The organism is Pseudoalteromonas tunicata (genome assembly GCF_002310815.1).
Lineage (GTDB): Bacteria > Pseudomonadota > Gammaproteobacteria > Enterobacterales > Alteromonadaceae > Pseudoalteromonas > Pseudoalteromonas tunicata.
Window position 1 is genome coordinate 590,317 of record NZ_CP011032.1, and the last position, 12,502, is coordinate 602,818.

The window sequence follows — 12,502 nt, forward strand, 5'->3', positions numbered from 1 at the left end:
TATGTTTACTGGATCATTGTCTCAGGCTAATTTATTGCATCACTCAAAGGGCTTTACCTTAATTGAGTTAATGATTGTTATGGGAGTTGTCGCGTTATTAATGGGATTGGTTGGTCCTTTAACAATGCAACAATTAGATAAAAATGAATCGCATGCCGAACTGTTAACTTTAAAAAGAGAGTTTAGCTATTTAAGTAAGGTTGCATATATTACTGGTCAAAGTTTTCAAATTAATATTGATGGGAAACAGCTTGAGATTATAAATCTCAACAATGGAAAGGTTGAATCCGTAAAAGAATATAAACAGCTTTTTTTTGATAAAAAAAGAGTTGTTATCAATAAGTCTGGTTTTACTAATGATATCGATATAGTTGTCAACTTCATGAGTAAAAAAGACGTAATTTCATTGAATGATTTAATCAATAAGCCTTATACCGATGCTAAAAAATAATCGCAAAAAAAATCAAAGAGCAGGTTTTACTTTGATTGAAGTGATGATTGCGAGTGTTATTCTTTTTAGCTCAATCTCAGTGTTGGCTTTAATTTATAAAGGTGTTGTAGTCTCAACTATAAAGGCTGAAGAGCATGTTAGTATCAGTTTTGCTGTACCATTTATTCAAAAAGAGATTAGAAAAAATATTTTATCTAATACAAAACCAGATAGTGAATCAATGTCAGGGCAAGGTAATATTTTAAATGCTAAATATAAGTGGTCAGCTAATGTTACTCTTTATGAATCTCCACCTAAAAGCTATGATCCAGAAACTGGTGCGTTAGTTACTCACCCGAAAAAATATAAAAAATGGTTAGTTGATCTATCAATTTCAGTTAACTCAACAAATCAAAGCTATCAGTATGGTGAAGTTTCTTGGCATGAATAAAAATGGTTTCACATTGATAGAGTTGTTAATAACAACCACTATTTTAAGTCTTTTGCTATTTTTAGGATCATTCAGTTATCAATTACTTGCTAATCGATGGGATAAACAGCTAGGTACTTTCGATCGTACTTTAGAGTTAACTAGAAATATAGAGTTACTCGAAAATGTTATATCAGGGATCGAACCTGCTGTAATTAACGATGAAAAACAGGGCACAGTTAATTATGGCTTTTTTTTTATTGGTACTGAAAGTCGTTTACTCTCAATTACTGAAAAAGGTTTGTTTTCTAAAAAATACCCCGAAATTTTTTTATTGTCACTCGAAAGTGCTGAAAATGAAACGTTCAATCTAGTCTATCAAAGCGTAAGTACCGAAAATGTATTGCTTTTATCTGCACAGCAAGAAATCGTTTTTGATCATCGCTATTTACTGCTCGGCAATATTAAAAGTTTCAAACTCAGTTATTTAGGTTGGGATAACATCATTGCAAAATCAGAAAGTAGTCAAACAGGTGTATTGTCAACGTGGAGAGATGACTTTTCGGGACTAGACTCTCAAGCATTGCCAAATGAAATAGAGGTTTTTATCGATAGTGAGCGCTTCTCCTTTTCATTTTCTTCAGACATTGAAAAGAACTCATTACGTTATTTAACACCTTACTTAGAAGGTTCCCAATGATTTACAGAAAAGGGATAGCCTTAATTCAGGTATTAATTATAACTGCTATTTTGAGTGTTTTTGCGCTTTATTTGAATCAAACAGCTAAACAGCAAATTCATTTGGCAAGTTTGGCTCAAAAGAGAGCTGAAGCTGAAGCATTATTGTATTCAGCCCACTCAAAGTTATTATTTGAATTACTTACCACGGATAAGCTGCTGTATAACTCAGAGCAACCAATAGACACTTCTTCAAACAAGGCGAGCCATAGATGGAACTTTCATGGTCAGCCTTTTAATATAAATGATTTTGTGACTATAAAAATTCAGGATCAAGCTGGCTTGTTAAATCTCCATAAACCCAATATTGATTTACTCGAACAGTTTTTGATTAGCAATAATATAGGCTTAACAAGAGCTCGTATCATCATTGATAGTTTGTTAGACTGGCAGGATAAAGATAGTATTAGCAGAGAGTTTGGTAGAGATTCAGTAGACTTAAATAGTGTCAGAAATGGACCTCTAAATGATCTAGAAGAGCTAGAAAAAGTTGTACTTCTGAGTGATGAAGAAAAAAAGCTTTTATTTGATAATACAACAGTCAGTTTTATTGGTCACTTTAATCCTATGAGTGCATCAAAAGAGCTGATTAAAAGTATTACAAAAAATGTTGGCTCAGAACGAATAATTGAAAGACTTCGAAATGAGAATGCATTATCAAGAGGTAAATTTGAAGATATAACAGGTATTCATGATAATGATAATACTTGGCTCACTGTCTCAAACACACTAAGAATAACTTATCAAGTTGAATACGATAGCATTAATTTAAAGAAAGAGTTCGTAATAAAATTTAAGCCTTATGCTACAGGTAAGGTTTCTCCATATACTATTCTGTCAGAACGAAATTAAATAGCATGCAACAAAATTTAAGTGTTTTAAAAAAAATAAAAAATTATATATTTAGCTTTTTTTTATCAAAAGTTGGCTATTACAATGGAACGTTATACCAGATTAATTATATTAAAAAAAAGCTTGAGGTAGTTGATGATTTCACTCCCATCTTTCTAATTGTTGCTAATGAATATTATCATGAGGAATCAATAAAGCTTCCTGTAGCAGAATCATCTGAAATCGCAAAACTGATCAAATTAGAAAAAAATGACACTAATGCGCTTCTTATTGCGAGTAAATTACCTGATGCGACATTTGTTAATAAGTGGTCTTTTTCTTTTATACCTGTAAAGTCTTTATTTTATATCCCTGAGTCTTTTGTCTTTGCGAAGTTAGTTTCAAATAATCATATTATAAAGATAGTGAGTGGCCCTGAACGTGATTTTTTTGTTACCCGCTTGCGAAATAATATTATTACAAGTGCTAGAAAGCACGGTTGGATTGATAGCTTTGAACGATTTTCTATGTCCATCGGGGTGATAAACCAAAGAACTGAAGATATAACCGCTGAAAATTTAGCTGTACCTTTAATTTCAGGTATCAAAGGAATAAAATTTTTAGAGCTATTTCCATTTTTAAAAATTAATCGAAATATTGATTTTTTATCTGTAATTAAAAATTTATTATTACCAGGTTTCTTACTATTTACATGCTTTTTAATGATCAGTTCATTGTTAATTTTTTCTCGTGGTATTTATTTAGAACAGCAAGTTAATCAAATGAAGAATGAATTAAGTTACATGCTTGTCAATAATGATGAATTTGAAATAGAACGAACAAAGTATGAATCGCTATATTCTATTTTTAGTAATAAAAATAATCATTTAGCTTTGTATATTACGCTTGCTCCTGTTTTTGATATCGCCACTCTAAGCAGTGTACGTTTTGAACTTGGCCGATATATAATTCAAGGTGAAACCGAGCAAGCTTCAGACTTATTAGAGCTTATTTCAAGTCAAGTAAATGTTGTTAATGCAAAATTTGATTTACCAGTAACTAAAAATGGAGCTCGAGAGCGCTTTACAATGAGTTTTTTGGTAAATCCAAATCAAATAAAAATCCCTTTGGTTGAAAGTAAAAATGAGTGAACTTAAAAAGCATGCGCCCTTATTAGCAATAGCTTTATTTTTGGTAATTCTTAAATTTTTTTTCGTACCTGTATTTGAGTGGCAGGAACGAGAGTTAAGTGAGCAAAAGCTCACATTGAGAAAAATTGAAAAATCAAATTCTCTATTAGAAAATAAAGAGCAATTGATTGAATTAAAAGGAAAGCTTCAGGCTGAGCTAAGTGAAATATCAACTTTTTTCTACCCTTATATGGAAGAGAGTAGATTTAAGTTAGAGCAACAAAAAATAATAGAAGCTCAATTAAATCAATATCAATTAACAAGTAAGCGATTGGGTTGGTTGGTCAATTATGAAGAGACAAATCCTGCAATAATAAAATTAGACCTTGAATATAGTTTTGAAGGTGAGGGTAGTCAGGTATTTAGTTATTTATTGCAATTAAGTGCCGATCCTAAAGTACATGTGATTAGTAAATTAAATCTAGGATTTAGAGGGCAAAGGCCAGGGAACTTAGGGATAGTTACGGTATTCATGGCAAAAAGTTATTACATGCATAATGATAAAGGTCAGTAGATGAATTTACAGTCAGTAGTGTGTTATATGAAAAGACTAGATGTTAAATTTAGTTTGTTTATTGCTATTATTTATTGTTCTTATTACTCATTAACTGTTTTTAACTTTCAGGGGAATATAAACTCCCAGCAGAGCGAGGTTGTTGAAATTGTCGATTTTGTCGACGATACAATCTCAGCTGAAAGTGCAAAAAGCCTAGTCAAACTTTACGAGCGTTTTGTTGTAAAAGATGAGTTAGACCCAATCGTTGACACCGTAGTTAAAAAGCTAACCCTTGAAGAGCAGTTGAAGCAATCTGGCGATTTAAATGAGCTCTTTATTGATGATTACAAATTGACACTAAAAGCTGTTATTCGAGATAATTTTACAAAGCTTACTTATGCTTTAGTTTTAGTTGATAATATGCAAACCGGTATTTCTGAATTGAAACGAGTTGATGAATCATCAGATTTATATGGGTACAGAGTTTCAATTATTAGTAATAAATCAATTAAGTTAGATATTGACAGATCGGGTTCTCTCCAAAGTATAAATCTAACAATGTTTAAAAATTTAAAGCCATTAGATACAGAATTATGAAAGGCGTTTTAATGAATAAAATTAATGCTATCTCAATTACTATTGTTGGGTTGTTTGTATTAAATGGTTGTAGTGCAACGCAGAATAAATCTTTTTCACCGCAGCCATCTTATTTACATTCAAATATATCTGTTGTCGCCGATGGCGATGAGGCAGCTGTAAATGAAAAAAATGAAGCATCCCAAAATAACGAACCAGATAAAAAAGTAGAGTATTTAACTCCTTTTCAAGTCATACAGCAGCAGGCACAAATAACCAATGACGTTATAGACCGTTTTAGTGAACAAAAAACGATCGAAATGAGTGCAGAAACGCTGCCATTACAAGACTTTTTACATTTAGTTTTAGGTGAAAGATTAAAAGTAAGCTACGTCTTATCTGATGAAATAAAGGCAGATAGCCAATCGGTTACATTAAATATTCAAAATGCAGTCACTGAGCGTAAGTTGTTTCTTTTAACCGAAGAACTGATAGATGAGCGTGGTTATACCATTCGATTTAATGATAATATTTTTTATGTCCATAAAAAAAATTCAGAGCAAGGCCAAACAGATTTAACTTATGGCTATGGTAAAAGTATCAACGATGTGCCACAAACAAGTGGTGATATTGTGCAAATGGTACCGTTTGAATATGGCATGCAACTCTCGATGTCAAATACTTTACGGCAAATGATTGGTGTTAAATCAACGTCAGATCCTGCTCGTAATACCATTAATATCTTTGGTAAGCGACAAGATATTTTAAGGGCCCTAGAATTAATTGATATTTTTGACCGACCCGCAATTGCTAATAGACATATTGGAGTTTACAAATCCACCTTTGTTAATGGTACTGAATTATTAACCAAGTTAAAGGAACTGTTGACCCAAGAAGGGATTAAATTAGGCGATGGAATTGATACCAGCAGTACAATTACCGTCGTCAACATGGAAAAGCAAAATCGTTTAATCTTTTTTGCGGTTAAACAAGATGTAATTGAGCGAGCAATTTTTTGGGCAAATCAAATAGATAAGCCAATTGATACAGCTGAGAAGCAATACTTTATTTACCAGCCGCAATATTCAAGAGCTGTTGATATGGGCGAAAGTTTAGAAGCGTTAATTGGTGAGGTAAGCTCATTAACAACAAGTACCTCGGCAGCTCAAGAAAATAGCAGAAAGCGTGGCGCAGTAACCGCAAGCTCAGAAGATTTAAAGATGGTAATTGATGAGCGTTCAAATTCGGTTATTTTTTTTACTACGGGTGAAAAGTACCAGCAAATTTTACCGCTTGTTAAACGGTTAGATATTTTGCCTAAACAAATTATGCTCGAAGTCATTATAGCTGAGGTGTCTTTAACTAATGAGTTTAAACAAGGCGTCGAATTTGCTTTCAAAAATGGAAATTATGGAACATCAACCGAAAAAGCATTTATGGGTGACGGTTTTGGTGGCTTATCTTATTTGCTGCAAGGAACACAAGGTAAACTGATTGTTAATTTGTTACAAACTAACTCATTGGTTAATATTTTGTCACGCCCATCGTTAGTTGTTCGTGATGGTGTTAATGCAACCATTAATGTTGGAACTGATATTCCAATTGTGGGAGAAACCGCATCTGACCCAATCAATGGTGACAGACAAACCACAAAAATTGAATACCGTAAAACAGGGGTTGAACTCGCGGTTACGCCAACTGTCAATGCTCAAGGCATTGTCTTGATGGAAATAAAACAGAAAATATCTAATCAGGTTGAGTCGGGCTCTACCGTTTCGGGTAATCCTAGTGTATTTGAGCGTACAATTAATACCGAAGTCGTGGCTGAAAGTGGCCAAACAATTATTTTAGGTGGTTTAATTAGCGAAAATAAAAGTACAAAAGCATCTCGTGTTCCCTTCTTTTCAGGTATCCCTATTTTAGGCAATTTATTTCGCGCCGACACTGAAAGTGGTGATAAAACTGAGTTGGTTATCTTAGTGACACCTAGAGTAATTGAGTCATCGAGTGAATGGGATGATGTTAAAAAACTGTTTGATAATGCGTTTGAAAATTTAAAGCTACCGCAAAAATAGTAATGTAAACAAGTGTAAAACGGTGAGAGTTAGCATTAAAGGTTTAGTTAACCGCAGTTATGGATAAAAGATTTACCAACAAATAAAAGTAAATAAATACCTAGGTTATTATCTCTAGCCATAGGTTTTTAAAGGTAATAAGGCGGATTTTTACGTTAATGGCTCGTTAATTCAACGCCATTAACGTTGAAAACAGCAGCCTAAAATAGATTTATTATTCTGTTTCGAGCTTAAGTGAGCTTAAGTTAAGTTTAACTAATAGTATACGTAAGGTTTTGATTAACGGGTGGTTAGCTAGTTCAAACTGTGAGGTGATGAGGTATTGCTTTTGATTAGCTAATCTCGATGAAGAGTATAAGCTAAGCCTCAGTATGATATTTAGACTCTTGGTTAATAAATCTCTAGCAGTAATAGTGAGAATAAAGTATTAAGCGACTGGTCAATTATGCGAAAATGTAACAATAAAGTTATTGATTATTCGTTGATAAGTTGAAAAAAGTTGAGTAGACTCGGTGTTCGTTATAGCTTATTTTTAAATTTATTCTAAACTGAATACCCTGTAACGAATGTATTGGCGCAGTAAAACACGATAAAAGCAGAACGCTTCGTATTTTATTACGCTAATATGATTAAATTCAGTAAGGTAAAATGTTGACAGTTTGTTGTCGGCAGGCTTAAACTTGCTGCGTTTGGTTGTTGCTTAGGTGACGGCCTAAGTACAATAAAAAAAGTATGTGAAATAATAGACTAATACTATTGTTTCAGTTTCATGAAACTTGGAGAATGGAAATTATGTTCAAGAAAACTCTACTAGCACTAGCAATTACTGGTGTTTCTGTAGCAGCTAATGCAGCTGTGGTAAAAACAAGCGTAACAGCAACTACTGCTGTTTTACAACAAACAGCAATTGGTACTGCTAAAGCTCACGCTAAAGGTACTGCTCTAGGTGCTTCTGGTGTGTTCGGTACAGCTGCAGATGCAACAAATTCAGCTAACTGTAAAGCATTAGCTGCTTTTTATGGTGTTTCATTAACTAAAGCTGATGGTACAGCTGCTCACGCTGTTGCTGCTGATGGTTCAGGTGGCGACGTAGCTACTTTTGCTGATGGTTCAGGTCGTGAATTAACAACAGTACACACTACAGCTGCTAATGCTTGTCTTGCAACTGTTAAACCAGTTCTTTCTACTACCGCTGCTAAAGATGGTCTTGAGTACACTCAAGCTACAGCACTTGAAATTAAACCAGTTATTGTTGCTGGTATCGGTGGTTACAAAGCTGAAGATACGTTAACGTTCCAATTCTCTGGCGCTAAATTAGATTTAACTAAAACAACTGCTCCATCTATTACTGTTGCAGCAGCTGGTCAAGCTGGTGCTGGTGTGACATTTGATATCCTTGATATCACTGATTCACAAATTCGTTTCACCGTTAAAGCAACTACTCCAGCGAATGATTTTGTTCGTGGTAACGGTATTTTAGAATTAAGCAACATCTTCCTAGATTCTACAGGTCTTGCTGCTACTACTTCTGTAATGGTTAATTCTTTTGGTACTAATACATCAGGTACTAAATTTGATGAATCAACAGCTGCAACGATTGTATCTTTACTTCCACAATACACTACAGAAGTAACTACGTTACTTGATGCAGATATCGATGTAGGTAAAGATCGTCAACAATTTGCTAACAACTTAACAGCTGATGTTTTAGCTGTTAAACACACTAAAAACCCAACATCTGCTAACGTATTAGTTCCTGCTAATACAACTTATGTTGTTACTGGTGATTTCTCTTGGGCTTATGCGCCAAGCGTAGATACAAACAAAGATGGCAAATTATCTTCAGCTGAGTTAATGGCTGCGAATGTTGCTGTTTTAGCTGGTGGTGATGATACAGTTAAGTCTTTAGCTCTTAATGCTACAAACACTGAATTAACAATTGTTACTAATATTGTTGGTGCTGCATTAGATGCAACTAACACTATTACATTCAATGTTCCAGGCTATGATTCAGGTAAAGGCACTAACCCAATGATTTCTGTTCAAGATTTCACGGTTAAAGTTGATACTATGTCTGATAAATCAGTTGGTAGCAAAGCTGTAAACATGCCATCACTTGCTAAAACAGCAGCTGGTACATGGAAATTAAATGGTTCTGTTGTTGTTGTTCCTTATGTTCCATTTGGTCCAGCTACACAACCAATTTTACGCCACACTAATGCTGGTACACAAACTGGTGATATCACAGTTCGTTACATGGTTGAAGGTGTTCACACTGCATGGCAATCACTTGCAGCAGCTGGCATCAAAGATGCAAAACCTGGCGTACGTGATATGTTAGGCCTAGTAACTGACGCACTTAAAGGTGAAGGTTATGACTCTACAACTACTGGCTTCAAAGTAGCTTTAGAAGTTGTAACTAACGTTCCTTCAAAAGACGTGTTCGTATACGGCGGCGCTAAAATCACTGCTGAAGGTCAAGATCGTATCCATTTAGGTACTTTCAAAACTAACGTAAACTAAGCAACCGCTAAGTTTAAGTAGTTAAAAAGCGAGCTTCGGCTCGCTTTTTTATTTTATATCGTTTGGTTATTTATTTAATCGCGCGTTAACTCGTTTGAACCCGCCAATAAGGTTAAACTCCTTGTCGTAGTTCTGTAAGTAAGCTATATACTGGAATACAAAGCTATCTCAGACAGCTATTTACAACGTTAACTGCATTGGATTAACGTGCCATAGCCGAGCTATTGACGCGACAATTGGCCTTTTTATCCTTGTAAAATTCTGACTAGAAAAGAATAGCTAAGAAATCAAACTTTAATTATATGTTGGCAAATCTCTTATCCAGAACTCAGGTTAAGTAAGGTGTCATTTCTTAATCCAATGCGGGCTCTCTGCCTTAAATAAAATCATGGTTCACTTAAATACCGCTCCCAGCAGATGCCATGTTGCAAAATCTCGAGTACCTCTCTACCTAAACATCGTATTACTTTAAGCTAGGCTAATAATAAAGACAGGGTTTGAAGTTTTATTCGTTTTAAATAATCTGAAAATAAAGTCAGAGGCAAGAATAATAAGTATTAAGCTGAACTTATAAAGGTAAATATTGAGCAGATTTAAGCGACATTGTGTCTTACATGCGTGCGATAATTTAGCTAAGTTGGTTGAACACTTCAAAGGTAATTTTGTTTGGTATGGAGGTATTCAACAGGGAAGTCATGATCGAATTACCGTAAAAAAGAACCAGGTGCACTCTTAAGCAATCATATATTAAACATCTATACTTTAGGGTAGGTGAGAGCAACTTGCTGTTAGAGGCTAGAATATATGCATATAGCGCTATAATTTTAATACTGGATAATAAATCTATCTCTGGCAGCTATTTTCTAAGTTAATAACGTTGGATTAACTTGTAATAAGCCCACTCTCTCGTTATTGGATTGTTGTTGACACTTGGTCCATTAATCGGCCTTTTTACGCTTAAAAGTCTCTGGCTAGGGATGAATAACTGAGATATTTACCTTTAATTGAATTGTAGTAAATTTTTTTATCCAGAATTAAAGTTACATAATAGAGGCCTTGTGTAGGAGTGAAGTGCCTAGTTATACAGATTGACCAACCGGTTTGGAATTTATTCAAACACAATGCGTGCTATTTTAGAATGTTAAATTAAGGAGTTTATTTTTCGTGATTAGCTAATAGGATTTGCAAGTAATTAAAAATAGGCTGAATTCTCAGCCTATTAACTAGCGTGTATGTAATACTAGCAGTGCCTAATTTTGTTGCTTTTTTCCCTTGTTATAAGAATAAGCACTTATATTAAAATAAAGAAATGCCATTGTATTTAGCATACTGTGTTAAGTGATTTAAAGCGGTGTTAACCAGTAAACTCACATCGTTATTCTCTGGGGTATTTAATTTTTTTACTTCTAACCAATAGTGATAGTTTTTTAGAATAATTTGTTTTTCTAAATGAGAAACTTCATTCATTAGCTTGGTATCATTGAGGTAGCTATTGTCCTTATCAATTGACATAAGAATCATTTTTAATGTTTCAGTCAATAACACACTATTGTCTACCGCGGGGATAACCATTTTGTCTATTTGAAATTTGTTTTGCTCAAGAGTAACTATATCGGGTGCAAAGTCTGCTAAGTAATCGCCATTCTCTGAGATATTATCAGTAGATTGAGTTGTTGAATTGCCGAGAATAAATAACGAGGTATTATCACTGGTTTGAACGGTTATTGGCACGCTAAAAAACCATGGTGCTTGGGTATCGATAAATCCATAAATCAAATAGGTTAAAAATGGATCATAATTATTGTAATGTACAAACAGCTCAGCATTGTTAAGGTCGGGTTGCCCTGAAACACTCAAAGATGTTTGATTTAAATTATAATAATTTGTTTTAACTTTATGGTTTAAAAAATCAATGATTGAGAGTAAGCCAAGTTCAATAGGACGCTCAGAAACAATACCTAAAGCTGATAAGGCTTTTTGCTCGTAGCTGAAAGTACGTGAACCAAAAAAGCTTTCAATTGCCAGAATGTTTAACTCATTATTTTTACTAAGTATATTAAAGTTTTGAACCTTTTGATTAAACTCTTTACCCGACACTAATTTATCTAATAAACTTGGGTTTGATTGCAAAGTAAAAAATGGACAGCAAGCTTTCCACGCCTTTATTTTTTGACTTTCATTATATATTTCGACCATTAGCTGCATTGTTTCTTGTGCCGATGGATTGAGCATATTTGATTTGGGTTTTGTCACCAATAAATCATCATCTGTTAGGCTAATCTCGTAATCATTAAGTAATGGCATACACTTAAGGGGGATATCTAGTAGCCTTTCGTTACTTTGGTTGTTAGAGAAAACTTTTATAGATAAATTATTATTTTCTTCAAACACTCTTAGTCGAGGGTGAAAGCTAGCGCCATGTTCTATATTATTTTCGAACAATCGATTAATGAGTTTAACTAGTTTTTTATTTGAGCCGATTACTTTTTTTGCTGGGATAGAGGCGTTGTCTAATAAAGGAATTGTTTGCTGTTGGGGGTTAAAAATCTGACTAAATTGAGCGAACCATTTTTCATGATTGTGTTTAGGTTTTAATAGTTCTAATAGCTTATTACCTAGTGCATTATCGTTTGCTAAATACATAAGATTGAGGAATTTTTGACTGCTAGCAGAAGAGAAATTTACACACTCAGAAAGCAATTTTGTGCTGTAATATTCTTTTTTTACATTATCATTGTTACTAAAGCTGGCAATGAGCAGTAAATGTAGTGCTTCATTAGAATAATCCGTTAAAAGTCTTAGTTTTTCGCCATATTCAAGGACTAAATCGAACTTTTCAAGTTCACAGGCTAGCTGGCAAATTTTTAAACGTGTTTGAGCGTTGTTTGCAGAAGGGTCTAGTTGAAGCGCTGCAATAAAACAATCAAGTGCTTTTTCTTTATTGTTTGATTTAATGTGTGCTGATGCTAGGTTGCTGAGTACTCTTATTTTTTCTATGTTGTTAGGTGTGATTTTTAGGGCTTTTTCAAACCTAGTTATTGCTAATGCAAATTGATTGTTGTGAAAATAACATACCCCTTCTAAGTCTAAAGAGCCATAAGTTACATTTTTTGAATTAACTTTTTTTATTAGGGTAAGTGCTTTTTTTATTTTATTTTTACTTATCAATTCATTTACTTGGCTTAATATTTCTTCCATTTTATTCTCTATTTC

At 33.8% G+C, this 12,502-nt stretch carries 10 protein-coding genes; 9 read left to right on the top strand and 1 reads right to left on the bottom strand.

The window, feature by feature from the left end; genetic code table 11:
• Position 1: 1 nt before the first annotated feature.
• The 9 genes from PTUN_RS02675 (at position 2) to PTUN_RS02715 (ending at position 9,289) form a co-directional block, all read left to right on the top strand.
• On the top strand, positions 2 to 451 hold the full coding sequence (locus PTUN_RS02675; protein ID WP_009838148.1) for a prepilin-type N-terminal cleavage/methylation domain-containing protein: 450 nt from the start codon (positions 2 to 4) through the stop codon (positions 449 to 451).
• Positions 438 to 881: a type IV pilus modification PilV family protein gene (locus tag PTUN_RS02680; RefSeq protein ID WP_009838149.1), complete on the top strand. Its 444-nt coding sequence runs from the start codon at positions 438 to 440 to the stop codon at positions 879 to 881. Before PTUN_RS02675 ends, PTUN_RS02680 begins: the two co-directional genes overlap by 14 nt.
• Entirely contained in the window at positions 856 to 1,560 is a 705-nt protein-coding gene (locus PTUN_RS02685) for a prepilin-type N-terminal cleavage/methylation domain-containing protein (protein WP_083781271.1), read from the top strand. Before PTUN_RS02680 ends, PTUN_RS02685 begins: the two co-directional genes overlap by 26 nt.
• The gene (locus tag PTUN_RS02690; protein WP_009838151.1) at positions 1,557 to 2,450 is read left to right on the top strand and encodes a type II secretion system minor pseudopilin; all 894 of its coding nucleotides are present in this window, start codon (positions 1,557 to 1,559) and stop codon (positions 2,448 to 2,450) included. The genes PTUN_RS02685 and PTUN_RS02690 overlap by 4 nt, the downstream gene beginning before the upstream one ends.
• 5 nt (positions 2,451 to 2,455) lie before the next feature.
• A complete protein-coding gene (locus PTUN_RS02695) occupies positions 2,456 to 3,580 on the top strand; it encodes a hypothetical protein (protein WP_009838152.1) in 1,125 nt (374 codons plus the stop codon).
• Entirely contained in the window at positions 3,573 to 4,133 is a 561-nt protein-coding gene (locus PTUN_RS02700) for a hypothetical protein (RefSeq protein ID WP_009838153.1), read from the top strand. The genes PTUN_RS02695 and PTUN_RS02700 overlap by 8 nt, the downstream gene beginning before the upstream one ends.
• Positions 4,134 to 4,712: a hypothetical protein gene (locus PTUN_RS02705; RefSeq protein ID WP_009838154.1), complete on the top strand. Its 579-nt coding sequence runs from the start codon at positions 4,134 to 4,136 to the stop codon at positions 4,710 to 4,712.
• 11 nt (positions 4,713 to 4,723) lie between these two features.
• The gene (locus PTUN_RS02710; RefSeq protein WP_069358437.1) at positions 4,724 to 6,766 is read left to right on the top strand and encodes a type II secretion system protein GspD; all 2,043 of its coding nucleotides are present in this window, start codon (positions 4,724 to 4,726) and stop codon (positions 6,764 to 6,766) included.
• A gap of 792 nt (positions 6,767 to 7,558) precedes the next feature.
• Positions 7,559 to 9,289, top strand: coding sequence for a hypothetical protein (locus PTUN_RS02715; protein WP_119081635.1), 1,731 nt, complete (start codon positions 7,559 to 7,561; stop codon positions 9,287 to 9,289).
• Positions 9,290 to 10,585: 1,296 nt separating this feature from the next.
• On the opposite strand, the gene PTUN_RS02720 is transcribed toward PTUN_RS02715, so the two are convergent.
• Positions 10,586 to 12,487 carry a tetratricopeptide repeat protein gene (locus PTUN_RS02720; RefSeq protein WP_009838157.1) on the bottom strand — a complete coding sequence of 634 codons (1,902 nt, stop codon included), beginning with the start codon at positions 12,485 to 12,487 and terminating at the stop codon, positions 10,586 to 10,588.
• Positions 12,488 to 12,502: the final 15 nt, after the last annotated feature.

Coding starts and splice junctions, on each gene's coding strand:
- PTUN_RS02700 (WP_009838153.1), top strand. CDS start 3,573: ATGAGTGAACTTAAAAAGCATGCGCCCTTATTAGCAATAGCTTTATTT.
- PTUN_RS02680 (WP_009838149.1), top strand. CDS start 438: ATGCTAAAAAATAATCGCAAAAAAAATCAAAGAGCAGGTTTTACTTTG.
- PTUN_RS02715 (WP_119081635.1), top strand. CDS start 7,559: ATGTTCAAGAAAACTCTACTAGCACTAGCAATTACTGGTGTTTCTGTA.
- PTUN_RS02705 (WP_009838154.1), top strand. CDS start 4,134: ATGAATTTACAGTCAGTAGTGTGTTATATGAAAAGACTAGATGTTAAA.
- PTUN_RS02695 (WP_009838152.1), top strand. CDS start 2,456: ATGCAACAAAATTTAAGTGTTTTAAAAAAAATAAAAAATTATATATTT.
- PTUN_RS02675 (WP_009838148.1), top strand. CDS start 2: ATGTTTACTGGATCATTGTCTCAGGCTAATTTATTGCATCACTCAAAG.
- PTUN_RS02690 (WP_009838151.1), top strand. CDS start 1,557: ATGATTTACAGAAAAGGGATAGCCTTAATTCAGGTATTAATTATAACT.
- PTUN_RS02710 (WP_069358437.1), top strand. CDS start 4,724: ATGAATAAAATTAATGCTATCTCAATTACTATTGTTGGGTTGTTTGTA.
- PTUN_RS02720 (WP_009838157.1), bottom strand. CDS start 12,487: ATGGAAGAAATATTAAGCCAAGTAAATGAATTGATAAGTAAAAATAAA.
- PTUN_RS02685 (WP_083781271.1), top strand. CDS start 856: ATGGTGAAGTTTCTTGGCATGAATAAAAATGGTTTCACATTGATAGAG.